Raw genomic sequence first — 23744 nt, 5'->3', positions numbered from 1 at the left:
GCAGCAGAAAGCCGGGCTAGAAACGGTACTGGACGCTGAGGTAATAGTTGCGGGGAGCCTGCACGAAATACTTGCGGGTGCCGTCGGCCTCCACGCTGCCGTTGTTGAAATACTTGGTGTTGGTCAGGTTGTTGGCAAAAGCCGTGACCTGGTAGTGCCGGCTGCTGTATTCTAATCGGGCATTGAGCAGGGCGTACTCCCCTATCGTGGCCGAGTTGGCAAAATCAACAAAAGAGCGGCTCTGGTAGCGGCCCGCCACGGTGGCGGCCCAGGGGCCAGTTTGGTAGGCTACTTCCTGGTTCAGAATCAGGCCCGGAGTTAGGATGGGGCGAAACTCCTCGGTCTGCTCCCGGATGCGGCTGTAGTTGAAGGCCGAGTTGTTCAGCAACGACCAATGCCGAGACGCCTGCCAGCGGGCCGTGGCTTCCAGGCCGGTCCGCACGCTGCTTTTTACGTTGTTGGTCAGGGCCAGGCCGTTGGGTCCAAACTTACCGTTGAGCACGATTTCGTTCTTAAAATCCATGTAGTAGCCATTCACCCCGATTTCAAGTTGGCTCCGCTGGTAGCGTAGGCCCAGCTCCTGGTCCAGCACGTACTCGGCCGCCGGGCTCGTAATCAGGGCCTGGCCGTCGGCGTCGGCCAGCAGGTCGTCGCTGCCCCCGAACAGGTCGTTGCGGGTGGGTTCCCGGCCGGTGCGGCCCAGGCTGTAGTAGAGCGTAGCATGGTTGGAAGCGGCAAAGCTCACCCCGGCTTTGGGGTTAAAGAATTGCCAGTCTAACTTACCCAGCGGCACCGCGCCATCGTACTCAAAAGCCACGGTGCGGCCCTGCACGTCGGCAAACAGGGTAAAGCGCTGCACTTCGTACTCGAGCTTGGTAAAGGCGCTGGCCTCCCGCTTGCGGCCGGTATTCTGGTAGAGCTGGCCCAGAGCCTTTTCGCTGCCGGTATGCTGGCGGTGGTAGGTGTTGGCGTGCAGGCCGCTGGTCCAGGTCAGGCGGCCGAGCTGGCGGGAATACGAGGTGTAAGCGCCCCAGAAGCCCGATTGGAAAGCGTAGTTATAGAGCTCAGCGGTGGAAGGCAAACCCAGAAAGCTGTTGAGGTCGAAGTCATAGTTGCCCTTCAGAAACGAGGCGTACACGCTGGTATTCACCACGGTGCCGGCCGCGGGCTGCCAGGTATTCTGCAGCTGCACTAAGGCCTGGTCGAACCGGTCATTTTCGGGGCCGTTGACGTTGGCCCGGCGGTTGACGGCCAGCACCGAGTCGGGCACTCCCAGCCAGGCCAGCTGATTCTGCTGGTGCCCGGCCAGCACGTTGAGCTTCCAGGTGGTTTTGTCGTAAAACAGCCCGCCGCTGATAAAGACCGAGCGGGACGTGTTGGCCGAGCGGTCCTTGTAGCCGTCGGAGTGCAGCTGAGAGGCCCGCACGTAGAGCGCCTTGCGGCCATGCAGGCCGCTGGCGTACTCCCCGAACGCCCGGTAGCTGTTAAACGAGCCGTAACCCAGCCCCACGGTGGCCGAAGCCGAGTCCTGGCGCAACGACGGCGAAAACAGTTGAATACTGCCCCCAAAGCTGGCGCTGCCGTTCTGGCTGGTGCCCACGCCCCGTTGCACCTGCACTTTGCTGATGGAGTTGAGCAGGTCGGGGTAGTTGGAGAAGTACGCGCCCTGGTCTTCCGGCTCGTTGAGCGGCACCCCGTTCAGGGTGGTATTGATGCGGGTCTGGTCGATGCCGCGCATGCGAAAGTAGGCGTAGCCCTGGGTGCTGCCCGCGTCGGAGTAGGCGGTAATGGCGGGCGTTTCGGCCAGCAGAAAGGACGGCTCCTGCCCCACGCTTTTGCGGGCCAGAGCCCGGCCACTCAGGTCCAGAAACGTGACGGGGGTGCGGCGCTCAGCCTGGTAGGTAACCTGCACTTCGGGCAGGGTCCGGGACGTATCGGCTGGGGTGGCAGACTGGGTTTGGGCTTGGCTAACGGGCACTACAACGACACTAATTGCCGCCAACCATATAACTCGTTTCATACTACTGACTAATTCCAGGAGCCGGGTCCAGCGGATTTGCCAACCTCAACCGCCCGCCAAATGTAGCGTTCTGCCCCGGGACGCAAACAAAAAGGTCGTTTCCCATCGGCGGGAAACGACCTTTTCAATAGGCTCCGGCAGCCCGAAGCTACAGCTGCTTCACTTCCAGTTCCACCGTTACCTGCTCCCCGGCGGCCAGCTTGGGCACCAGCGCATGGTAGGTGATATTGGGAGCTTCGGCGGTCAGGCCCTGGCTAAACGTGACGTGCAGCGTAGGCCGGTTGGTCGTGCAGTCGCGCTGGTAGGCGTAGGCAATGCCGGAATTGCCACTGCTCAGGCCCTTTTTGCCGATAATTAAATCGTAGGCGCTGAAGTCAATCAGCGGGTGGCAGGGCCCGGTGACCAGCCGGTCGAAGTCGGCCTGGGAGCGGATGACGGTGTAGGTCTGGTCGAGGTTGATTGCCAGCTGCCGGCGGGTATCCTGGCAGCCGTACTCCGCTTCGAGGCTTTTCACCGGCACTGGCGCGCTGCTGCACGGCTCCACGCCGCACTTGGTGGCGCAGCCCGGCAAGCTGGCTACCGTCAGAATCAATCCAGCAGCGTAAACAAGTGGTTTCATACCCAAAACATAGGTCGTGGAACATATTCCTTCTCCTTTCTGGATTCAGCCTTGACCAGAAAGGTTGCAACAAGCCTGAGCAATACAAAAAAAGGCCACCTCAAACGCTGAGGCGGCCTTTTTTACAAACTTAAGTCCGAATTACTTCTGCGACAACTGCGCCTGGCCCGACTCTTTCAAGCGGATCAGGTTCAGGGCCGAGCCGGCTTTAAACCACTCAATCTGACCTGCGTTGTAAGTGTGGTTCAGATAGATGAGGTCCGTGTCGCCGTCGGTGTGGTGCAGGCGGGCCTGCAGGGGCTGACCGGGCGTGAACGAGGTCAGACCGAGGATGTCGATGGTGTCGCCTTCCTCAATCAGGTCGTAGTCGGCCTTGTTGGCGAAAGTCAGCGCCAGCATGCCCTGCTTCTTGAGGTTGGTTTCGTGAATCCGCGCGAAGCTCTTCACGATAACGGCGCGCACGCCCAGGTGGCGGGGCTCCATGGCGGCGTGCTCCCGCGACGAACCTTCGCCGTAGTTCTCGTCGCCCACGACTACCGTGCCGATACCCATCGACTTGTAGTTACGAGCCACTTGAGGCACCGTGTTGTAGGTATCACCCTGGGCCACGAAGTCCCGAACCTTGTTGGCTTCACCGTTGAAGGCGTTGGTGGCGCCGATGAGCATGTTGTTCGAGATGTTGTCGAGGTGGCCGCGGTACTTCAGCCAGGGGCCGGCCATCGAAATGTGGTCGGTGGTGCACTTGCCCTGGGCCTTGATGAGCAGCCGCAGACCCATCAGGTCCACGCCTTCCCAGGGCTTGAAGGGGTCGAGCAGCTCCAGACGGTCGGAAGCGGGGTCAACCAGTACCTGCACGCCCGAGCCATCGGCGGCGGGAGCCTGGTAGCCGGCATCTTCCACGGCGTAGCCCTGGGGCGGCATTTCCACGCCGCGGGGCTCGTCGAGCTTCACTTGCTGGCCGTCCTTGGTGGTCAGCGTGTCCACCAGCGGGTTGAAAGTCAAGTCGCCGGCAATGGCGAAGGCCGTCACGATTTCGGGCGAGGCCACGAAAGCGTGGGTGTTCGGGTTGCCGTCGTTGCGCTTGGCGAAGTTGCGGTTGAACGAGGTGATAATCGAGTTCTTGCGCTTGGGGTCGTCGGTGTGGCGGGCCCACTGGCCGATGCACGGCCCGCAGGCGTTGGCCAGCACCACGCCGCCCATCTGGGCGAAGGTGTCGAGCAGCCCGTCGCGCTCCACGGTGTAGCGCACCAGCTCCGAGCCGGGCGTTACGGTGAACTCGGCATTCACGGTCAGGCCTTTGGTAACGGCTTGCTCGGCGATGGAAGCGGCGCGGGTGATGTCCTCGTAGCTGGAGTTGGTGCACGAGCCGATCAGGCCTACTTCCAGCTTCTCGGGCCAGCCATGCTCGCGCACGGCGGCAGCAAACTGCGAAATCGGCCAGGCGGCGTCCGGCGTGAACGGACCGTTCACGTGGGGCTCCAGTTCGGAGAGGTTGATTTCGATCAGCTGATCGTAGTAGGCTTCGGGGTTGGCGTAGACCTCGTCGTCGGCGCGCAGGTGCTGGCGCACGCCGTTGGCCAGCTCGGCCACCTCGGCCCGCTCGGTGCCGCGCAGGTACTCGGCCATCTTCTCATCGTAGCTGAATACCGAAGTCGTAGCCCCGATTTCAGCGCCCATGTTGCAGATGGTGGCTTTACCGGTGCACGACATGTTTTCAGCCCCTTCGCCGAAGTATTCAACGATAGCGCCGGTGCCGCCTTTTACGGTCAGGATACCGGCTACTTTCAGGATTACGTCTTTGGGAGCCGTCCAGCCGTTGAGCTTGCCGGTCAGCTTTACGCCAATCACCTTGGGGAACTTCAGCTCCCAGGCCATGCCCGCCATTACGTCCACGGCATCAGCGCCACCGACGCCGATGGCCACCATGCCCAGACCGCCGGCGTTGGGCGTGTGGGAGTCGGTGCCGATCATCATGCCGCCGGGGAAGGCGTAGTTTTCGAGCACTACTTGGTGAATGATACCGGCGCCGGGCTTCCAGAAGCCGATGCCGTATTTATTGGAAACCGAAGCCAGGAAGTCATATACTTCGCGGTTTTCGTCGTTGGCCACGGCCAAGTCCTCGTTGGCACCGTCGCGGGCCTGGATGAGGTGGTCGCAGTGTACGGTGCTGGGCACGGCCGCCTGGGGCTTGCCGGCTTGCATGAACTGCAGCAGCGCCATCTGGGCGGTGGCGTCCTGCATTGCGACACGGTCGGGGGCAAAATCGACGTAGGAAACGCCCCGCTCGAACGACTGAGTTACGTTACCGCCATACAAGTGCGAGTACAGGATTTTCTCGGTCAGCGTGAGCGGGCGGCCAACAGCGGTGCGAGCAGCTTCAATCCGCTGGCCCATACCGGCATACACGGCCTGAATCATTTCTAAGTCAAACGCCATAGTCAGGAAGGGAAAAAGTGAAATAGTAAGGCTCCGAAGAGCAGGTACGCAAATATAGGCGGCAGTCGTTGCCCTACCCAAAATTTATCTTAGCCGCCTATCTTTAAAACCAAGTCGGCCCGTTGGTAGTTTTGGGCCGAATACCTTTTTCTACTTTCTATGTCCTCTCCTATTTCTTTTCGCGCTGCTGCCGCCGGCCTAAGCCTGGCGCTAGCCTTGGGTGCCTGCCAGTCCAATTCGAAGCCGGATGCGGCGCGGCAAGGGGTGCCCGAACCCGATGCCAGCGGCCTGCCCGCCGGACTCAAGCCCGGCACCTGGCGCGGGGTGCTCACGGCCCAGGGCCAGGAAATCCCGTTTTTGTTTGATGTAAGCACCGCCGACAACGGCCAGAAGCCCACCGTGACCCTGCGCAACGGCGAGGAGCGCCTCAAGCTCGACGAAACAACCACGGCCGGCGACTCGACCACCATCCGCCTGGGCGTGTTCGACGCGGCCCTGGTAGTGCGGGCCGTTGGGGAGGATGGTCTGAAAGGCACCTGGGTGAAGTACGATGGCAAAGAGCCCTACCGGGTGCCGTTTGCGGCCTTTAGAACGCCAAACAACGATAACCTGTTCGTTGGTGATTCCAAGATGGTTCCGATCTACGGCGACTTGGTGAAGGGCGCGACTTTCCGGGTGGAATTCAAAGGGGATGATGGCGAAACCTACCCCGCCGTGGGCCTTATTCAGCAAGACTCGGCTAATGACCACATGCTCACCGGCACCTTCTTGACCACTACCGGCGACTACCGTTACCTGGCCGGCAACATCGTCAACAAAAAGGATGGGGAGCACCTGCTGCTCTCGACCTTCGACGGCAGCCACGGCTTTTTGTTTGATGGCAAGGTGAGCAAGCCCGGCAACATCAACAGCATCACCGGCGACTTCTACTCCGGCAAATCGGGCCACGAAACCTGGACGGCGGTGCTGGACGGCAACGCCAAGCTGCCCGACGCCAACACCCTGACCGGCATGAAACCCGGCCAGAAAAAGCTCGCCTTCAAATTCCCTAACATCTACGAGGGCGGCAGCATCTCCCCCATCGACCCCAAGTACCAGGGCAAGGTGGTCGTGCTCCAGATTCTGGGCTCCTGGTGCCCCAACTGCATGGACGAAACCAACTTCCTGGCCCCCTGGTACGAGAAGAATAAGGGCCGCGGGGTGGAAATCATCGGCCTGGGCTACGAGCGGACACCCGACCAGACCCTGGCTTCCCAGAAGCTCATCAAGATGAAGGAGCGCATGAACGTGGGCTACGACCTGGCCGTGGCCGGCGTGGCCAGCAAGGACTCGGCCAGCAAGTCCTTGCCCCAGCTGGCGGGCGTGCTGGCCTTCCCCACCACCATTTTCCTGGACAAGAAAGGCGAAGTCCGCAAGGTGCACACCGGCTTCTCGGGCCCCGGCACCGGCAAGTATTACCAGCAGGAAATTGCCGAGTTCAACAAGACCGTGGACATGCTGCTGAAAGAGTAGTTTGTAATGTGCTACTGATTAATGTGCTGATGTGCTCAGGTAAGCCTGTCCTTAGGAGGCGCAGCCGCAGCCATTCGTCCTCTGCGCAGAGTCCTGGCCTTTACCCAGAAAGCCCTTTCCTACTGCGGTAGGAAAGGGCTTTTCGCGTTAGGGAGCTTGCCACGGCCTAGAAAGGCGTGACGGATATCCGTAACGGCCATTTCGGTATCGAATTGCCCACTTAGGGAATCCTCATTGACCATTCTGGTACCAAATTGCCTGCGCAGGATTTCCTACCGCACCGGCCAGGCAAACACTACTGCAGGCTAAGCTGCACCGCGAAGTCGCCCTTGGGGCGCAGCGTAATCAGGGGCTGGGTGGGAATGGCGGGCAAACCGGCCGGCAGTGCTACGTCGAAGTGGCGCAGCAGCTCCAGGGTCACGAGCTGCATTTCGGTGAGGGCGAACTGCATGCCGATGCACAGGCGCGGGCCGCCCCCGAAGGGTAAATACGCCCCGGGCGTTACCGGTCCCTGCCCGGGGGCAAACCGCTCAGGCCGAAACTCGGTGGGGCGCTGCCAGTGCTTGGGCGCGTTGTGCAGCCCGTAGATATAGAGTGAAAACAGCGTGCCTTTGGGGATGGGCAGGCCCTGGTACTCGTCGTCGGCCAGGGCCACGCGGTCCACCATCCAGGCCGGCGGATACAGGCGCATGGCTTCCTGCACGGCATAAAGGGCCCGGCCCAGGCGGGGAAGTTCTTCAAAGGCAAACAGTCCGGCTGCCTGTTCCGGCCCGCGCGAAGCCAGCACGGCGGCAGTTTCGGCCCGGATGGCCTGAGCTTCCTGCGGGTGCTGTCCTATTAAGTAGAGCAGCCAGGTCAGGGCGTTGGCGCTGGTTTCGTGGCCGGCAATGAGCAGAATCAGGGCCTCGTCGAGCACCTGCTCGTCGGTCATGGGCAGGCCGGTATCCTCGTAGCGCACGTCGAGCAGCATCTGCAGCAGGTCGTCGGGCGGGGTAATGGCCTCGGGCATCTCGTTTTCCCGGCGCCGCCGGGCAATGTAGCTGCCCAGCAGGGTGCGCAGCTCCTGGGTGAGCTGGTCGTGGTAGCGGAACTGTACCCGCAGCCGAAACCACGGATTGAGGTAGGGCTGGCGGATGGTGCGCACGTAGAACGCCTGAATTTCGGTAATGAGCCGGGCCACGTGGTTGAGCTCGGCGGCCGAAAAGTTGGTACTGAACACCGAGCGGGCAATAATGCGGAACGTCAGCTCGGTCATCAGTTCGTGGGCGGGCACCGTTACCGTGCCGTCGTTGGCCGCGGCCTGCGTGCGCAGCGGGGCTATGGTTTCGGCAATGATTTCCTGCATCAGCCCGGTGAGGCCCGCCACCCGCTGCCGGTGAAAACCGGGCTGAATCAGGCGGCGCTGCCGCAGCCAGTCGGCGCCCTCGTTGGTGAGCAGGCCGTGGCCGATGTAGCGCGCAAAACCCTGGGTGAACTTGGACTTGGAGTAGTTGCGGTGGTTTTTCTGCAGAATGTGGTTGATCAGGCCCGGGTCCTGGGTCAGGATGGAGGGCTGCACCCCGCCGATATAGAGCCGCACCGTGTCGCCGAACCGGCTCAGGGTCTGGTTTAGAATGGGCAGCGGATCTTTGGCCAGGGCAAAGGACCGGAGCATGGATTGCCAGCGCGGCACCTGGGGCAGGTGCGGGCCGGCGGTAGTAGCTGGGGAAGCAGGGGAAGCAGGGGAAGTAGCCATAGGATTAGGAGCCTAACAACGGGCCGCAGCCAAAAGTAACCGCGCGGGCGCAGCGGGCCATCCGGCCGGGTTTATCTTTTTTCGGGGTAGCCTCGTAAGCTACGGCAGGGCTCCGGCCCTACTCCACCCTTGTTCCGACTCTTTCCAAACCAAACCCCTCACCTTATGTGGATTCAGCAAAAAGCCAATACCCCCGCCCCCGTCGATGAACTGCAGGGCCGCACCGTCGGACTTAAATTCGAGTGCAACCAGTGTCAGACGGAAGTATTCACCGACCTGATCGGCGTGCCGGCTCCCGACCACCTGGCCAACTCTATGGAAGACGATGGACAGTTCGAGAAAGAGGAAATCAAGTGCCCGGGCTGCGACATGACCCACGAAATAACCGTAAAAAGCACCTTCGACGGCGTTATGTTCGACGTCTCGGATGTCAAGCCCGAAAGCGTAGCCTACCAGGTAGCGGCGGAGTAATTCCCGGCTTACTTTTTACCAAAGCCCCATTGGCCGGCGCCAATGGGGCTTTTTGTGTCCGGCGCCAAAGCAGCCGGCACGGCGGGGGAGCGAAATACCCATAAGTGGGTATTGTAGGCGGCAGGGCGAAGCCGGAGCTTTGCAAGAGGAAAACTCCCGGAACCTTGGGGTCGGACCACCGCTCACACTTCTTCACTCTCGCTCTATTGCAATTATGACTTTACCTTTTCTCACCAATCGGCTGGCCCTGCTAGCTCTCGGCCTCACTACTTCCCTGGGCCTGGCCTCCTGCTTCGAAGACGGCAAGGAAAACGACCCTTCGCCTTCGCAAACGGTTAGCGAAAGCCTACACTTTGCCTTCAAAACGCCCGACTGGGAACGGCACATCGACTGCACGGCTCTGAACCTGGGTTTTAGCACCGTGAGCACCAAAGTGGCTTACGTGGGGGCTACTTCCGCATCCACGAGTGCATCTTTCTACTTTACGTATCCGGCCGACAGCTCCACGCTGGTGCAGCCCTCGGCCCTGGGCAAATACGCCATTGGGGAATACCAGGACAACTCCGGCGCCTACGAACTGTCCCACAAAGTGCCCACTACCGACGGGAGCAGCGGCCGCCTGGTGAGCCTGGCCGGCAAGGCCGACAACTCCTACAACGAAATCCTGGCCGTGAAATACGTGGGCCACGAAGGCAAATACTCGCTCTTCGAAATCAAAGCCCGCTACCAGATGCAGATGCAGGAAATTCTCAACGGCACGCGCGGCGTTATCAAGCCCGTATCCGGCTCCTTCAAATTCCGCGTCCGCGCCAACGCCAAATAATGTGCTGATGCGGGGAATGTGCTGAGGTGCTAATATAAAGGACGTGTCCTTGCGAGGCGTGCGCCGAAGCAATCCGTCCTCTGAAATGTACTGAGCCTTCTCACGTGAAAAGCCCTTTCCCACGCAAGTAGGAAAGGGCTTTCTGGTAAAAGGGCGGGTCGTGCTGCGCAGGGGACGGATGGCTTCGCGTTGCTCGCAAGGACACATCAGCACCTGAGCACATTCCTCCACATTAGCACATTACAAATTACTTCTCCCGCTCGATGGTGAAGTTGATGAGCTGCTCCAAGGAGGTGCGGGACGGGGATTCGGGGAAACTGTGCAGAATGCTCAGGGCCTCGTCGCGGTAGCGCTTCATGACAGTAATGGCGTAGTCGAGGCCCCCGGATTTTTTGACGAAGTCGATGACGGCCTGGACCCGGTCGCGGCGGCCCTCGTTGTTTTTCACGTTGAAGATGACGCGGCGCTTGGTGAGCCAGTCGGCCTGCTGCAGGGCGTAAATCAGCGGCAGAGTCATCTTTTTCTCCTTGATGTCGATGCCCACGGGCTTGCCGATTTCGTCGGTACCGAAGTCGAACAGGTCGTCTTTGATCTGAAAGGCCATGCCCACTTTCTCGCCGAAGAGCCGGGCCCGCTCCACAGTAGCTTTGTCGGAACCGGCCGAGGCAGCGCCCACGGCGCAGCAGGACGCAATCAGGGAGGCCGTTTTCTGCCGGATGATGTCGAAGTACACGTCCTCGGTGATATCGAGGCGGCGGGCTTTTTCGATTTGCAGCAGCTCGCCTTCACTCAGCTCCCGCACGGCGTTGTTCACGATTTTGAGCAGGTCAAAATCGTCGTGCTCCAGGGCCAGGGCCATGCCGCGCGACAACAGATAGTCGCCCACGAGTACGGCAATCTTGTTTTTCCAGAGGGCATTGATGGAAAAAAAGCCCCGGCGGTAGTTGCTCTCGTCCACCACGTCGTCGTGTACGAGCGTGGCCGTGTGCAGGAGCTCAATCAGGGCTGCGCCGCGAAACGTGGCTTCGGGCATGGGGTCGCCGCCGCTGATTTTGGCCGTGAAAAACACGAACATCGGCCGGATCTGCTTGCCCTTGCGCTTGACAATGTAGCCCATGATTTTGTCGAGCAGCAGCACATTGGTTTGCATGGAAGCGCGGAATTTGCGTTCAAATTCCTCCATTTCGGCCGCAATGGGGGCCTGTATGACATCCAGGGTACTTTTCATGCAAGGGCTTGAGCAACTCAAAGCGGCCAAGAAGCCGCCGTGGCAGCTCAAAGCGCTGCAATGATACGGGGCGCCGCGGCGGTTTCCTAACCAAGAGCGGTGCTGAAGAGTTTTTGCCAGCTACTTTGCCCAGGCGCGGCCGGCAACGCAAACTTGGGCGCCGACTGTTACCTTGCCGCCAAACCATTTTGCCATGCCGACCTCCGCTCCTATTCACATCGAGTTTCTGCTCACCTCGCCCCACCATACCCGGCCCTTTGCCGCCGATGCCCGCTTCCGGCCGGATGGGCGACCCAAGCCGGTGGTGGTGTTCGTGCACGGGTTCAAAGGCTTCAAGGACTGGGGCCACTTCAACGTGCTGGCCGACTACTTTGCCGCCCACGGCTTCGTGTTTGTAAAGCTGAATTTGTCGCACAACGGCGTGGTGCCCGGCGGCAGCGGCGACCTGGAGGATATGGAAGCTTTCGGCCGCAACAACTTCAGCCTGGAGCTCAACGACCTGGGCACCCTGCTCGACTACTTAACCAACCCCGGCTCTTCGGTGCTGCCCGCGGCCGAAGTCGACCTAGGCCGGATCTACCTGATAGGTCACAGCCGCGGCGGGGGTATCGTGCTGCTCAAGGCCGCCGAAGATGCGCGGGTGACGGCCGTGGCCACCTGGGCGGCCATTAGCAGCGTGAATCCGCGCTGGCCCGAGCCAGTGATGCAGCAGTGGCAGCAAAGTGGCGTGCAGTACATCGAAAATGCCCGCACCAAGCAGCAAATGCCGCTCTACTACCAGCTCGTGGAAGACTACTACGCCAACCAGCCCCGCCTCGACATTGCGGCCAACGTGCGCGACAAGCTCCGCCAGCCCCTGCTCATTCTGCACGGCGACCAGGACGAAACCTTGCCGGTGCAGATGGCCCACGAGCTAAAAAGCTACCAGCCCGCCGCCGAGCTGGGCGTGGTACCCGGCGCGGGCCACATGTTCGGCGGCAAGCACCCTTGGGAGGAAGACCAGCTGCCGGAGCTAGCCCAGCTTATTGCCGACAAAACTATTGCGTTTTTCCGGGGCTTACCGGCCATTACGTAGCCCCACCAGGGCATTCCTGGCCTCAACCTAGTTTGGAGCATATTTTTAAGATTTTAGAAAATATGCTCCAAACCCTTCTGCCCACTCTACTGCTGCCTTATGCCTACCGCCTACCTTTTGCTCGGCTCCAACCTCGGCGACCGGACCGCCACCTTGCAGGCGGCCGTGCAGCGGTTGGCAGCAACGGCCGGTACCGTGGCAGCCGTATCGGGGCTGTACGAAACGGCCGCCTGGGGCCTTACCGACCAGCCAGCCTTCCTCAACCAGGCCGTGCAGCTCGATACGCCGCTCTCCCCGCTCGATTTGCTGGCCGCCTGCCTGGCCGCGGAGCAGCTGGCCGGCCGCGAAAGGCGTATCCGCTGGGACGCCCGCACCCTGGACGTGGACATTCTGCTCTATGACGACCTGGTTCTGGATTTGCCCGAGCTGCAGGTGCCCCACCCCCGCCTGCCGGAACGCCGCTTCGCGCTGGTGCCGCTGGCCGAAATTGCAGCGCAGGTACTGCATCCCGGGCTGAATAAAAAGGTGGCGGAGCTGTTGGCGCAGTGTGCGGATGAGCTGCCCGTCAAGAGGGCAGCCGACTAGTACCAGAAGCTTCGACTCAATTCGTCCGGGAAATTTTGCCTACTTTGGCTTAGTTGCTACGACCTTTTTCTGGTCGGCAATTCACATTGCTACGACTTTTCCCTCTCCCACTCAGCGCTTAATAATATGCCCGAAACCGGTGTAGTAAAATGGTATAACGATTCTAAAGGATTCGGTTTCATTACCAGTGATAATAAAGGAGAAGATGTATTTCTGCATCATAGCAACATCCGCACTCCCGGCTTCAGGGGCATTCACGAGGGTCAGCGGGTCAGCTTCGACGTGGTATCGGGCCCGAAGGGACTGACGGCAGAAAACGTAGACAGCCAGACCTAATAGAGGCTGTAAGACTCTTGCCGCCGTGGGCAGCCCCTGCTACCGGCATAGAAAAAGCGCCTTGTGGAAGACTTCCCACAAGGCGCTTTTTCTTGGACAATTACAAATGATTACCCCGCAGCCGAGCTGCCCGCCGCTTCCGGCGCTATCTTCTTGACCAAACCCAACAGCACTTTGCCCGGGCCACACTCCACAAATTCGGTGGCGCCGTCCTGCACCATGCGCTGCACGCTCTGGGTCCAGCGCACCGGGGCCGTGAGCTGGCGCACCAGGTTCTGGCGAATTTCGTCCGGGTCGCGGTGCGGGGCCGCGTCCACGTTCTGGTACACGGCACACAGGCCGGCCGCAAACTGGGTCCGCTCAATGGCCTGGGCCAGGGCAGCCTCAGCCGACTGCATCAGGGGCGAGTGGAAGGCACCGCCCACGGGCAGCGGCAGGGCCCGCTTGGCCCCGGCGGCCTTAAGCTGCTCACAGGCCAGCTCGATACCGCGCTGAGAACCGGAAATGACCAATTGGCCCGGGCAGTTGAAGTTGGCGGCTACTACCACGTTGCCGGCCTGGGTTATTTCCTGGCAGATACGCACCGTGGTGTCGTCGTCGAGGCCGAGGATGGCGGCCATGGTACCGGGCTGCTCCTGACAGGCGGCCTGCATGGCCTGGGCGCGCCGGGCTACCAGTTGCAGGGCATCCTCAAACTTGAGCACCTGGGCCGCTACCAGCGCCGAAAACTCCCCCAGGGAGTGGCCCGCTACCATATCGGGGCGCAGGTCGGGCAGCGTGGCGGCCAAAGCCACGGAGTGCAGGAAGATGGCGGGCTGGGTTACATCCGTGCGGCGCAGGTCCTCCTCGGAACCGGTAAACATGACGTCGGTGAGGCGGAAGCCCAGGATTTCGTTGGCTTGGTCCATGAGCCGGCGGGCGGCGGGCTGCTGCTCGTACAGGTCGCGGCCCATGCCAGTAAACTGGCTGCCCTGGCCGGGGAAAACAACTGCTTTCATACTATAAAGGAGGTGAAGGCGGGAATGAAGGAGTGAGGAAAGTTCAGTGGGGTAATTGGGCCGACAAGATACGGGAATAAAAAAACCCGCTTCCAAGCCTGGAAGCGGGTTTCTCTGCGGCAGTGGATTACGCTAGTGCGTTATTTCCACCCAGCCTTTGTAAGTAATTTTGGTCGAGTTGTCGTCGGCAAACTCCACTTCGGCCAAGTAGTAGTATACCCCGTCGGGCACCTGTACACCCTTGCCCCGCTCGCCGGAAGTAGCATTACCGGTCCAGTTGATGTTGGGGTCCGCGTCGCCGTCGAATACTTTCACGCCCCAGCGGTTGAAGGCCTGGAAGTGCACTTTGCGCAGCGGCGAAGCCACCCGGGGCCGGAACGTGTCGTTGATTCCGTCGCCGTTGGGCGTGAAGATGTTGGGCAACTCGAATACGACGCAGTTTTCGGCGCAGGCTTCGGCACTCAGCGCGCTACGGCGCCCACCTAGCCGTCCCACCGACTGCACTTTATAGCAGCCCCCACGCTCGGTCAGGTTCTGGTGTAGGTAGGTATTGACGGGGCCGCTGGTAGAGTCAATCAGCACAAAATTTTGCTCGCCAGAACGCCGGTAGAAGATGCGGAAATAGACAATATCGGTGCTGCAGTCCGGCGTGCCTTTGCTGTCAACCGTCCATTTGAGGGTGTGGCTAAACCGGTCGGTTTCGTTGGGGAAGTAGCCAGGGCGGTTCAGCACCCGGTTCTTGAGTTCCTCGCAGTCACTTTGCACCGTCACCACGGGCGGGCAGGGAATGGGCGTTACCAGCACCGGTACTTGCTGGCTCAGGTTCAGCAGCGTGTCCTTGATGGATGGCGAGCTGTAGCTGCCGTTGGTTCGCACATAGTAGTAATATACTTGTCCGGGCACCAGGGGCAGCTTCTTACCATCGTCTACGTACGACGTATCCCGGGCCGGCACCAGATCCAGCTGGGCAAAGGCGCCCGTGGGCCCAGTGCGCCGATAGACAACGGCGTTGCGGCCGGGCAGCCGGTTATTCCAGGGCACTTTATAGGTCCAGTTCAGCAGCACCTGGGTACCGGTAGCGTTCGACTCGCCGAACAGGCGCACTGTACTAGCCGGGCCCGACCGTTCCACTATCGGAGTGGAAGGGTTGGAGGGGTCCTGGTAATAATGCTCCAGCCGGTAGGTAAACAGACTATCCGCAGTGTTGCGGTTCTGATCCACAAAGACGGTATCGACCAGATTAGCGGTAGTGTGCACCAGTTTGGACTGCGCCTGGGTGGCGCTGCGGCCCGGGCCCCGGTAGAGCCGGTAGCCGGTGGGCGTTGGGAAGTCGCCAATTATTTTGGGCTGGGTCCAGCGTACCGTAACCTGCCCCTTGGCGCGGTCCGTCACGTCGATAGTGGCGTTGGTCAGTACGGCCGCCCGACCTTCCATCGTTACGCAGGCTTCCAGCGAGGCCAGACTGGCACCGCCGGCAGGCAGCGGAAATTCGGCGTAAATACGGTAGCTATAGGTGCGGCCACGCTGCAGCTTGGAAATGCTCCCATTGTCGAGGTAAGACTGCAGCGACACGTCGGTGAGCACGGCAATCTGCTCGTAGCCCGACTCGGCCGGAATACCCGTCTGGCAGGTGTCGGTTGCGGCAGTGGTACAACCTTCTTTACGGAAAATCAGCAGCCGACTCGCGTTCTGACACGCGTAACGGTCCCAGGTGAGCAGCACGTTATTCTGGTTCTGTCGGGCCCGCACGTTGCCCGGCCGGGGGCCCACTACTCTGATCCGCAGTATCTTTTCGTCGATGAGGGCCACCTTAGGCGACTCGGGCTGGTCGGTGGCCTTGAATACAATCTGGTAAGGCTGGGCAGCGACGTCGGTGCACTCTGGCGTCCAACGCAGAATACCTTCGGCCACCGGGACCGGCCCCCGCCCTCTTTGCACAAAAGTAGCCGGGGCTACTTTGCGACCAAAAAGGTCACTGTAGCCTTCAATAATTACCGGGTTGTTGTCAGGGTCAGTGGCCGTAATTTTCTTGCGCACCTCTACCCCGGCCACAACGCAGATATCCGCCGGGATATTCACCGTCGGCCGCTTGTTATCAGTGGGCAGCACCTGAATTTGCATATCCCGGATAACGTAGCCAATCTCCCGGACGCCAAATTCCGTCCGCCGCCACTCCCGAACAATAAGTGCCACGTTGAAGTCCCCCAGGCGGCTGGGCGAATTCCAGACGATCAGGCCCGACTTCGGGTCAATGGTGAACGTGGCTCCTTCTCCGCCGGGGTCGCCCAGGTAAGGTACCCGTTTGCCGGGCGGCGACACCAGGTTGGGATATACAAAGTTGGTGGTAGGCCGCGGAGTCGGCGTGTTGTTGTTGCGAATGGCATTTTCAATTAGCCCGGCCTGCTGACTTACCAACAGCTCATATGAGAGCGAGTCTCTATCGGCATCGGTGGCGGCTGGCGCGTGCAGAAATACCTGCTCGAAGCTGGCCTTGTCAATAGCGGGAGCATTGAGCACCGGCGAGCGGTTGATGCCGATGCCGGGGTCGATGGTGATGCGGGTGGCAATGTAAATGGACTGGTTGTCCGATTCACTCATGTTCTGCACCCCCTTGTTCCGGTTTTCCCCGATGTAACTTACCACGTAGCTACGGTCGGCATTGTAGGTATGCTCGAAGTAGTAGACGTTGCGGTAAGTATCGGGCGTAATCCGGGTTTTGCTGAAGCGCGGAATGCCACGCAGGCCGCTGCCAGTCCCGTCCCCATAGAAAATGGTGATTTGCTCCTCGTCGACCGAGGAGGTGGCATCCGTATAGGTCACCATTTTGAAGAAGATGCGGCGCGGGTTGTTGCGCTTGTCCCCAAAAGGATAGGTAGTGTCGCTTTTGGCTTGAATATCACCAGCCCGCAAGTGGGATGCCTCTGCCGTATGATGCAGCCCTAGCAGGCATAGCACATTGACTATCAGCACCATGACCCACTTACCAGCACTCCGTGGTAAAGAAAGGCTCATAGAAAGGAACAATTTGTAAGCTGAGATAAGAAGAAGGTCGAGAAAACCCTGGTAGAATCCTAACAAAAAAGAGGTTAACCGGGTTGCTTCAGTGGTGTGATTCTCTAACGGGATTAGCCCAAGATTGATTCACCACCCCAGTTAACGCTAATTCGGATTGTTTAGTACATGGTCCGCGTGTACCTTTGACCGATACAACCGACCGTTTCAAAACCACCAGTAGCTCCTATGAGTTGGATCAGTAAAACGTTTTCCAGTAGCATTGGCCGCAAGATTATCATGGCCATCACCGGCCTGTTTCTGTGCTCTTTTTTGGTTGTTCACCTCGTGGGCAACTTGCAGTTGTTCAAGGACGATGGTGGGCAAGCTTTCAATGTCTACTCCCACTTTATGGGCACCAATCCGCTGATTCGCACGGTCGAATGGGTCTTGGTCCTGGGCTTCGGCTTCCACATCTACGAGTCGATTGTGCTGACCCAGCGCAACAAGACGGCCCGCGGCAGCAACTACACCAGCAACCACGCCGAGCAGAACAGCCCCTGGCAGTCGCGCAACATGGGCCTACTGGGCACCATCATCCTGATTTTCCTGTTGGTTCACCTGTACAACTTCTTCTACCGCGCCCGTTTCGGGGAGCTGGATCCGGACATCAACAACAACGCTGACCTCTACACGCTGGTTGCCAGCTCGTTTAAGCAGCTCTGGTACGTGATTCTCTACGTTGTGGCCCAGGTTGCCTTGGGTTACCACCTCATTCACGGCTTCCGCAGTGCCTTCCAGACCCTGGGTCTGAACCACCGCAAATATACCCCCGCCATTAAGTTCGTGGGCTACGCCTTTTCGGTGCTGGTTTCGGCCGGTTTCGCAGCCATGCCCTTGTACTTCTACTTTTTTAAATAAATCCTAACCTCGTCCATCCGATGATACTGGATTCCAAAATTCCCGAGGGGCCCTTGGCCGAGAAGTGGGAGAAGCACAAGTTCAATGTGAAGCTCGTAAACCCCGCCAACAAGCGGAAGTACGACATCATTGTGGTAGGCACCGGCTTGGCTGGGGCTTCGGCTGCGGCCTCCCTGGCCGAGCTGGGCTACAATGTGAAGGCCTTCACCTTCCACGATTCGCCCCGTCGCGCCCACTCCATTGCGGCGCAGGGGGGTATCAACGCCGCTAAAAACTACCAGAACGACGGCGACTCAATCTTCCGTCTGTTCTACGACACGGTGAAAGGCGGTGACTACCGGGCCCGCGAAGCCAACGTGTACCGCCTGGCCCAGGTATCGGTCAACATTATCGACCAGTGCGTGGCCCAGGGTGTGCCTTTCGCCCGTGAATACGGTGGCCTGCTGGCGAACCGCTCCTTCGGGGGGGCCCAGGTAAGCCGTACGTTCTACGCCCGCGGCCAAACCGGACAGCAGCTCCTATTGGGTGCCTACTCGGCCCTGAGCCGGCAGATTGCCTACGGTAAGGTAAAGCTCTACACCCGCTCCGAAATGCTGGATCTGGTGGTCGTCGACGGTAAAGCCCGCGGCATCATCACCCGCAATTTGATTTCGGGCGAGATTCAGCAGCACTCGGCCCACGCCGTGGTGCTGGCTACCGGCGGCTACGGCAACGTGTTCTATCTGAGCACCAACGCCAAGTACTCCAACGCCACGGCCGCGTGGCGCGCCCACAAGAAGGGCGCCTATTTCGCCAACCCCTGCTTCACCCAGATTCACCCCACCTGTATCCCCGTATCGGGCGACTACCAGTCGAAGCTGACGCTGATGTCGGAGTCGCTGCGCAACGACGGCCGCGTGTGGGTGCCCAAGGAGCAAGCCACTGCGGAGCGCCTGCGCAAGGGCGAAATTCGGGTGAGCGACATTCGCGAAGAAGACCGGGACTACTTCCTGGAGCGGAAATACCCCGCTTTTGGTAACCTCGTACCCCGCGACGTAGCCTCGCGTAACGCCAAGATGATGTGCGACGAAGGACGCGGCGTAGGTAGCAGCGGCCTGGCCGTCTACCTCGACTTTGCCGACGCCATCAAGCGCAATGGAGCCGACTGGGTAAGCCAGAAGTACGGCAACCTCTTCGATATGTACGCCAAGATTACCGGCGAAAACCCCTACGAGGAGCCCATGCGCATTTACCCCGCCGTGCACTACACGATGGGTGGCCTCTGGGTAGATTATAACCTGCAAACCACGGTGCCCGGCCTCTACGCCACCGGCGAATGCAACTTCTCCGACCACGGCGCTAACCGCCTCGGCGCTTCGGCCCTGATGCAGGGCCTGGCCGACGGCTACTTCGTGATTCCCTACACTATCGGGGATTACCTGGCTCAAACGGCACCCACGCCAGTTACGACCGAGCACCCGGCGTTTGCCGAAGCCGAGGCCGAAGTGCGGAGCCGGATTCAGCAGTTCCTGAGCATCAACGGCACCCGCACCCCGGATGACTTCCACAAGCACTTGGGCCACATCATGTGGGAATACTGCGGCATGGCCCGCAACGCCGAAGGCTTGCGCCACGCCAAGCAGGAAATCCAGAAGCTGCGCAAGGAGTTCTGGAGCGACCTGAAACTGGTGGGGACTAACGAGGAACTCAACCAGTCCCTGGAAAAAGCTGGCCGCGTTGCCGACTTTCTTGAACTAGGCGAACTGATGGTGGACGACGCCCTGGACCGCAACGAAAGCTGCGGTGGCCACTTCCGCGAGGAGTACCAGACGCCGGAAGGGGAAGCCCTGCGTAACGACGACCAGTACGCCTACGTGGCCGCCTGGCAGTACACGGGCGACAATCAGCCGGAAATCCTGAACAAGGAAGAGTTGCAGTTCGAAAACGTGAAGCTGACCCAGCGCAGCTATAAGTAATGTTGAATTTTGAGAGTTGAATTGTGCCGTGCTAGCCATTGTTTTCACACTGGCGGCACGGTACACTTCAAATAGTACCCATTCAACATTTAAAACTCAAAATTCAAAATTCCCGATAAGATGGCTGGAAGTAACCCAAATGCCAAACCAATGAACCTCACGCTGAAGGTGTGGCGGCAGAAAAACCGCAATGCCCAAGGCCAAATTGTAGATTACCAGGTAAAGGACATTTCCCCTGAGATGTCGTTTCTGGAAATGCTGGATGTACTCAACGAAGACCTGCTGCGCCGCGGCGATGACCCAGTAGCCTTCGACCACGACTGCCGCGAGGGTATCTGCGGCTCGTGCAACTTGTTCATCAACGGTCGGGCCCATGGTCCGGAGGCCGGCACTACCACCTGCCAGCTGCACATGCGCAAGTTCTCCGATGGCGACACGATTACCATTGAGCCTTGGCGCGCTAACGCTTTTCCCGTTAACAAGGATCTGAGCGTAGACCGCTCGGCTTTCGACCGGATTATCCAGGCCGGTGGCTACGTGAGCGTCAATACCGGCGGGGTGCCCGACGGCAACGAAATTCCGGTGCCCAAGGACATTGCCGACCGCGCCTTCGAAGCGGCCACCTGCATTGGCTGCGGCGCCTGCGTTGCGGCCTGCAAAAATGCCTCGGCCATGCTGTTCGTTTCGGCCAAGGTGTCGCAGCTGGCCTTGCTGCCCCAAGGCCAGGTAGAGCGCAAAACCCGCGTGGAAAACATGGTGGCCCAGATGGACAAAGAAGGCTTCGGTGCCTGCTCTAACATTGGCTCCTGTGCCGCCGAGTGCCCCGTGGGCATTTCGCTGGAAAACATTGCCATCCTGAACCGCGAGTTTCTGGCGGCCAAGGCTACGTCCAACAACCTCTCGTAAGGATTGGAAAACAAGCTGCCCGAGGGCGGTGAAAGAGCGGAACGAGGCCTCGTTCCGCTCTTTTCTTTTGTAGCCAGCACTACTTTGTTGGGCCCCGCCCCAACATTCTGCGGGAGTTGTAGCTTACTGCACTAGCTTAGCGACCCCGCGGCCCTGTAGCCCGTCCTTCTTTTCTGCTCTTCCCGCATGATTACTATCATTGCTGGCACCAACCGCCCAGCCTCCCGTGCCCGCCGCATTGCCAACATTTACGCTGGCCTGCTTGAAGAATTGGGTGCCGATTACCAGATTCTAGACCTGGCCGACTTGCCCGGCGACTTTACCAGTTCAGCCCTGTACGAGAATACGGGCAAGCACGAAGCCTTCAACAAGCTGGTGCGGCAGGCCGAAACGGCCAATAAGCTCGTGTTTATCGTGCCCGAGTACAACTGCTCGATTCCCGGCGTGCTCAAGTCCTTCATCGACGGGCTGCCCTACCCCGGCGGCATTCGGGGCAAACAAGCGGCCCTGGTCGGCCTGAGCGCCGGCACTCAGGGCGGGCTGCTGGCGCTGAGCCACCTGACCGACATTCTGATGTACCTCGGGACGCTGGTGCTGCCGGCCCGGGTGCGCCTGCCCAGCCTCGACCAATACCTGCTCAGCAACGGAGAACTCGACAACTCGCTCTATCTGCAGCTGTTAAAAGACCAAGCCGAGCAACTAGTAGCTTCCTAAAGCCGATTTCGCGTCGGCGCCAAGCCGCTTCTGGGGCCCAGCCCGTATATTTGGCCCTCTTCCCGGTACTGATTTCTCCTTGTGGCACGTACGCTGGCTTATCTGCTCACCACCCTTATTCTGCTCCAGACGTTTAGTCGGGAGCTGGTGGTAGTGGATTATCAGTTGCACAAGGAGCGGATTACCGAGCTGTTCTGCGTTAACAAGGACAAACCGAAGCTGCACTGCAACGGCAAGTGCCACCTGGCGAAAAAGCTGCGCCAAGCCACCTCGTCCGAGAGTAAAGCTCCCGCGGGCGGCTTTGCTAAGGTGAAATACGACGCCGTGTTACCCCTGCGGGCCCTGGTAGTGGGGCCGGCTATCTGGCCGGCCGCCCCAACCCGCTTCGGCCGGCTGGCGGCTGTGTCGTACTGCTTCTCGCCGGCGCACAGCATTTTTCATCCCCCGTCTTCCCAGGCTTAATTCCAACCGGTTTGGCTACTTCCCCAGTAGCCAGGCAACGCTGGCCCTACTCTTAACCGAGTAGCGCCTCGTGCTGCCGTTCATTTGGTTTTACTCCTGTTTTTCGAAGATGAAATTTTACCAGCTTTTCCTGGCTCTGGCCGCCCTGTCCGTTTCCTTCAGTAGCTGCAAAAAAGATGCGGATGCCAAGCCCCAAGTGGGCAAGCTTGACCTTGAAATGGACCACGTGGTGGGTGCCAGCAGCCTTGTACTAAACGCAGCCACGCCCAACTACTCCACCCCGAGCGGTGACCATTTCTCGGTGAGCACGCTGCGCTACTACATTTCTAATATTCGTCTGCGCAAAGAGGACGGCAGCGAATACGTGCAGCCCGAAAGCTACTACCTGGTCGATGCCGCCCGCCCCGACTCGAAAGTGCTGACCCTGGACCAAGTACCCGTGGGCGACTACACTGGTATTACTTTTACCATCGGGGTTGATGCGGCCCGCAATACGGCCGGGGCCCAGCAGGGCGCTTTGTCGCCGAGCGACATGTTCTGGAGCTGGAACACGGGCTATATTTTCCTGAAGCTAGAGGGCAAGTCGCCCGAGGCCAGTGCGGGGGCTTTTACCTACCACATTGGCGGCTTCGAGGGCCCCAACAACGCCATCCGGACCGTGTCGCCGGCCTTCCCGAGCGGCACCAAGCTGCTGATCCGGACCGACCACGCGCCCGAAATGCACCTTAAAGTCGACGTGCTAAAGATCCTGACCGGGCCTACGGAAGTGCGGTTTGCCACCTTCAGCGCGCCCCACATGCCGGGCGCGGCGGCCGTGCAGCTGGCCGACAATTACGCGGCCGGCATGTTCCGCATCGACCATATCCACGCCAACTAAGGCCGGCCCATGCAACGCACACCCACGGTGCTGCTGGCCCTGGGGCTAGTGGCACTGCTTGTGGCCAGCTGCCAGCCCGAGGCAGAAATAGCGCCCGAAACGGTGCCCGGCAGCATCTTGCCGAGCAATTTTCCGGCGCCCGTCTACGGCTTGGACCAAAACCCACCCACTAAAGCGGGGTTTGAACTAGGCCGCGCGTTATTCTACGACCCGCGCCTTTCCCGGGACGGGACCATTTCGTGCGGCAGCTGCCACCAGCAGTTCGCGGCCTTTTCCCACGCCGGCCACACCCTCAGCCACGGCATCGATGGGCGGCTGGGCACGCGCAACGCTCCGGCCCTGCAGAATCTGCGCTGGCAGCGTAATTTCCTCTGGGACGGGGGCTCGGTGCACATCGAAACCATGCCCGTTGCGCCGCTCACTAACGCGGTAGAAATGGATGAGACGATGGCAAACGTGGTCCGCAAGCTCAATGCGGATGCTTCGTACGCGGAGCGGTTTGCCGGGGTATTTGGCACCACGCCCATTGACTCCTACCAGCTGCTCAAAGCGCTGGCGCAGTTTACGGCGGCTCTGACTTCAGCCAACTCCCGCTACGACCACTACGTGCGCCACGAAAGCGGCGGCACCTTGAATTCGGCCGAACTGCGGGGCTTGGCAGTGCTGACCCAGAAATGTACGCCCTGCCACGGCACGGACTTGTTTACCGACAATTCCTACCGCAACAACGGCCTGGACCGCACGTTTGCCGCCGACTCGGGCCGGGCGCACATTACCCAGCTGGCCACCGACCGGGGCACGTTTAAGGTGCCCTCGCTGCGCAACGTAGCCCGCACGGCGCCCTACATGCACGACGGCCGCTTTCAAACCCTGGAAGAAGTGCTCAACCACTACGCCAGCGGTGTGCAGCCCTCCCCCACCCTCGACCCACTGCTCAACGCGGCCGGCAGCCGGGGTATAGCCCTAGGCTCACAGGATAAAGACGACTTGCTGGCGTTTCTGCAGACGCTGACCGACGAGCAATTTCTGACCGACAAACGCCTGTCGGAAAAACCGTAATGCGTGGCCGGATTCTGGTTA

20 protein-coding genes are annotated in these 23744 nt (G+C 60.1%); 13 read left to right on the top strand and 7 right to left on the bottom strand.

Annotated features, from left to right (window positions below; translation table 11 throughout):
- Window positions 1–16: 16 nt before the first annotated feature.
- The 3 genes from CLV45_RS03830 to CLV45_RS03820 form a co-directional block, all read right to left on the bottom strand.
- Window positions 17–2020 carry a TonB-dependent receptor gene (locus CLV45_RS03830; RefSeq protein ID WP_100335066.1) on the bottom strand — a complete coding sequence of 668 codons (2004 nt, stop codon included), beginning with the start codon at window positions 2018–2020 and terminating at the stop codon, window positions 17–19.
- Window positions 2021–2168: 148 nt separating this feature from the next.
- Complete coding sequence (locus tag CLV45_RS03825) at window positions 2169–2639, bottom strand: hypothetical protein (protein WP_157807268.1); 471 nt, start codon at window positions 2637–2639, stop codon at window positions 2169–2171.
- 141 nt (window positions 2640–2780) lie between these two features.
- Window positions 2781–5075: an aconitate hydratase gene (locus CLV45_RS03820; RefSeq protein WP_100335064.1), complete on the bottom strand. Its 2295-nt coding sequence runs from the start codon at window positions 5073–5075 to the stop codon at window positions 2781–2783.
- A gap of 159 nt (window positions 5076–5234) precedes the next feature.
- On the opposite strand from CLV45_RS03820, the gene CLV45_RS03815 reads away from it, so the two are divergent.
- Window positions 5235–6587: a TlpA disulfide reductase family protein gene (locus CLV45_RS03815; RefSeq protein ID WP_100335063.1), complete on the top strand. Its 1353-nt coding sequence runs from the start codon at window positions 5235–5237 to the stop codon at window positions 6585–6587.
- A 295-nt stretch (window positions 6588–6882) separates the two neighbouring features.
- Here CLV45_RS03815 and CLV45_RS03810 read toward each other — a convergent pair whose 3' ends face one another.
- Window positions 6883–8322 (bottom strand): cytochrome P450, encoded by a 1440-nt coding sequence (locus tag CLV45_RS03810; protein ID WP_100335062.1) that lies wholly within the window; start codon window positions 8320–8322, stop codon window positions 6883–6885.
- Window positions 8323–8487: 165 nt separating this feature from the next.
- Here CLV45_RS03810 and CLV45_RS03805 point away from each other — a divergent pair, with 165 nt between their 5' ends.
- Both CLV45_RS03805 and CLV45_RS03800 read left to right on the top strand, forming a co-directional pair.
- Window positions 8488–8793 (top strand): hypothetical protein, encoded by a 306-nt coding sequence (locus CLV45_RS03805; protein WP_100335061.1) that lies wholly within the window; start codon window positions 8488–8490, stop codon window positions 8791–8793.
- A 214-nt stretch (window positions 8794–9007) separates the two neighbouring features.
- Window positions 9008–9616 (top strand): hypothetical protein, encoded by a 609-nt coding sequence (locus tag CLV45_RS03800; protein WP_100335060.1) that lies wholly within the window; start codon window positions 9008–9010, stop codon window positions 9614–9616.
- 247 nt (window positions 9617–9863) lie between these two features.
- Here the strand turns inward: CLV45_RS03800 and CLV45_RS03795 are convergent, their stop codons facing one another.
- Window positions 9864–10844 (bottom strand): polyprenyl synthetase family protein, encoded by a 981-nt coding sequence (locus CLV45_RS03795; protein WP_100335059.1) that lies wholly within the window; start codon window positions 10842–10844, stop codon window positions 9864–9866.
- 193 nt (window positions 10845–11037) lie between these two features.
- Between CLV45_RS03795 and CLV45_RS03790 the strand changes: the two genes are divergently transcribed.
- From CLV45_RS03790 to CLV45_RS03780, 3 genes are all read left to right on the top strand, one after another.
- Window positions 11038–11919 carry an alpha/beta hydrolase family protein gene (locus CLV45_RS03790; protein ID WP_100335058.1) on the top strand — a complete coding sequence of 294 codons (882 nt, stop codon included), beginning with the start codon at window positions 11038–11040 and terminating at the stop codon, window positions 11917–11919.
- A gap of 99 nt (window positions 11920–12018) precedes the next feature.
- On the top strand, window positions 12019–12504 hold the full coding sequence (folK, locus tag CLV45_RS03785; RefSeq protein WP_100335057.1) for a 2-amino-4-hydroxy-6-hydroxymethyldihydropteridine diphosphokinase: 486 nt from the start codon (window positions 12019–12021) through the stop codon (window positions 12502–12504).
- Between the two features lie 126 nt (window positions 12505–12630).
- Window positions 12631–12840 (top strand): cold-shock protein, encoded by a 210-nt coding sequence (locus tag CLV45_RS03780; protein WP_100335056.1) that lies wholly within the window; start codon window positions 12631–12633, stop codon window positions 12838–12840.
- 110 nt (window positions 12841–12950) lie between these two features.
- Here CLV45_RS03780 and fabD read toward each other — a convergent pair whose 3' ends face one another.
- Entirely contained in the window at window positions 12951–13838 is an 888-nt protein-coding gene (fabD, locus tag CLV45_RS03775) for an ACP S-malonyltransferase (RefSeq protein WP_100335055.1), read from the bottom strand.
- A gap of 132 nt (window positions 13839–13970) precedes the next feature.
- Window positions 13971–16850, bottom strand: coding sequence for a T9SS type B sorting domain-containing protein (locus CLV45_RS03770; protein ID WP_100335054.1), 2880 nt, complete (start codon window positions 16848–16850; stop codon window positions 13971–13973).
- 228 nt (window positions 16851–17078) lie between these two features.
- Between CLV45_RS03770 and CLV45_RS03765 the strand changes: the two genes are divergently transcribed.
- The 7 genes from CLV45_RS03765 (at window position 17079) to CLV45_RS03735 (ending at window position 23723) form a co-directional block, all read left to right on the top strand.
- A complete protein-coding gene (locus CLV45_RS03765) occupies window positions 17079–17750 on the top strand; it encodes a succinate dehydrogenase cytochrome b subunit (RefSeq protein WP_100335053.1) in 672 nt (223 codons plus the stop codon).
- A 20-nt stretch (window positions 17751–17770) separates the two neighbouring features.
- The gene (locus tag CLV45_RS03760; protein ID WP_100335052.1) at window positions 17771–19705 is read left to right on the top strand and encodes a fumarate reductase/succinate dehydrogenase flavoprotein subunit; all 1935 of its coding nucleotides are present in this window, start codon (window positions 17771–17773) and stop codon (window positions 19703–19705) included.
- 150 nt (window positions 19706–19855) lie between these two features.
- The gene (locus CLV45_RS03755) at window positions 19856–20611 is read left to right on the top strand and encodes a succinate dehydrogenase/fumarate reductase iron-sulfur subunit (RefSeq protein ID WP_100335051.1); all 756 of its coding nucleotides are present in this window, start codon (window positions 19856–19858) and stop codon (window positions 20609–20611) included.
- 186 nt (window positions 20612–20797) lie between these two features.
- Window positions 20798–21325, top strand: a complete 528-nt coding sequence (locus tag CLV45_RS03750; RefSeq protein ID WP_100335050.1) for an NADPH-dependent FMN reductase — start codon at window positions 20798–20800, stop codon at window positions 21323–21325.
- 81 nt (window positions 21326–21406) lie between these two features.
- Entirely contained in the window at window positions 21407–21787 is a 381-nt protein-coding gene (locus tag CLV45_RS03745; protein ID WP_100335049.1) for a hypothetical protein, read from the top strand.
- Window positions 21788–21896: 109 nt separating this feature from the next.
- Window positions 21897–22664, top strand: a complete 768-nt coding sequence (locus CLV45_RS03740; protein ID WP_100335048.1) for an MbnP family protein — start codon at window positions 21897–21899, stop codon at window positions 22662–22664.
- Window positions 22665–22673: 9 nt separating this feature from the next.
- Window positions 22674–23723, top strand: coding sequence for a cytochrome-c peroxidase (locus CLV45_RS03735; protein WP_100335047.1), 1050 nt, complete (start codon window positions 22674–22676; stop codon window positions 23721–23723).
- The last annotated feature ends 21 nt before the right edge of the window (window positions 23724–23744 follow it).

Source organism: Hymenobacter chitinivorans DSM 11115 (genome assembly GCF_002797555.1).
Taxonomy (GTDB): domain Bacteria; phylum Bacteroidota; class Bacteroidia; order Cytophagales; family Hymenobacteraceae; genus Hymenobacter; species Hymenobacter chitinivorans.
Note: the sequence above shows the minus strand (reverse complement) of the source record. Positions and strands in the feature narration are given on the sequence as shown.

Bases quoted from the DNA above. Each gene is read 5' to 3' on its own strand.
- CLV45_RS03830 (WP_100335066.1), bottom strand. From the start codon at position 2,020: ATGAAACGAGTTATATGGTTGGCGGCAATTAGTGTCGTTGTAGTGCCC.
- CLV45_RS03825 (WP_157807268.1), bottom strand. From the start codon at position 2,639: ATGAAACCACTTGTTTACGCTGCTGGATTGATTCTGACGGTAGCCAGC.
- CLV45_RS03820 (WP_100335064.1), bottom strand. From the start codon at position 5,075: ATGGCGTTTGACTTAGAAATGATTCAGGCCGTGTATGCCGGTATGGGC.
- CLV45_RS03815 (WP_100335063.1), top strand. From the start codon at position 5,235: ATGTCCTCTCCTATTTCTTTTCGCGCTGCTGCCGCCGGCCTAAGCCTG.
- CLV45_RS03810 (WP_100335062.1), bottom strand. From the start codon at position 8,322: ATGGCTACTTCCCCTGCTTCCCCTGCTTCCCCAGCTACTACCGCCGGC.
- CLV45_RS03805 (WP_100335061.1), top strand. From the start codon at position 8,488: ATGTGGATTCAGCAAAAAGCCAATACCCCCGCCCCCGTCGATGAACTG.
- CLV45_RS03800 (WP_100335060.1), top strand. From the start codon at position 9,008: ATGACTTTACCTTTTCTCACCAATCGGCTGGCCCTGCTAGCTCTCGGC.
- CLV45_RS03795 (WP_100335059.1), bottom strand. From the start codon at position 10,844: ATGAAAAGTACCCTGGATGTCATACAGGCCCCCATTGCGGCCGAAATG.
- CLV45_RS03790 (WP_100335058.1), top strand. From the start codon at position 11,038: ATGCCGACCTCCGCTCCTATTCACATCGAGTTTCTGCTCACCTCGCCC.
- folK (WP_100335057.1), top strand. From the start codon at position 12,019: ATGCCTACCGCCTACCTTTTGCTCGGCTCCAACCTCGGCGACCGGACC.
- CLV45_RS03780 (WP_100335056.1), top strand. From the start codon at position 12,631: ATGCCCGAAACCGGTGTAGTAAAATGGTATAACGATTCTAAAGGATTC.
- fabD (WP_100335055.1), bottom strand. From the start codon at position 13,838: ATGAAAGCAGTTGTTTTCCCCGGCCAGGGCAGCCAGTTTACTGGCATG.
- CLV45_RS03770 (WP_100335054.1), bottom strand. From the start codon at position 16,850: ATGAGCCTTTCTTTACCACGGAGTGCTGGTAAGTGGGTCATGGTGCTG.
- CLV45_RS03765 (WP_100335053.1), top strand. From the start codon at position 17,079: ATGAGTTGGATCAGTAAAACGTTTTCCAGTAGCATTGGCCGCAAGATT.
- CLV45_RS03760 (WP_100335052.1), top strand. From the start codon at position 17,771: ATGATACTGGATTCCAAAATTCCCGAGGGGCCCTTGGCCGAGAAGTGG.
- CLV45_RS03755 (WP_100335051.1), top strand. From the start codon at position 19,856: ATGAACCTCACGCTGAAGGTGTGGCGGCAGAAAAACCGCAATGCCCAA.
- CLV45_RS03750 (WP_100335050.1), top strand. From the start codon at position 20,798: ATGATTACTATCATTGCTGGCACCAACCGCCCAGCCTCCCGTGCCCGC.
- CLV45_RS03740 (WP_100335048.1), top strand. From the start codon at position 21,897: ATGAAATTTTACCAGCTTTTCCTGGCTCTGGCCGCCCTGTCCGTTTCC.
- CLV45_RS03735 (WP_100335047.1), top strand. From the start codon at position 22,674: ATGCAACGCACACCCACGGTGCTGCTGGCCCTGGGGCTAGTGGCACTG.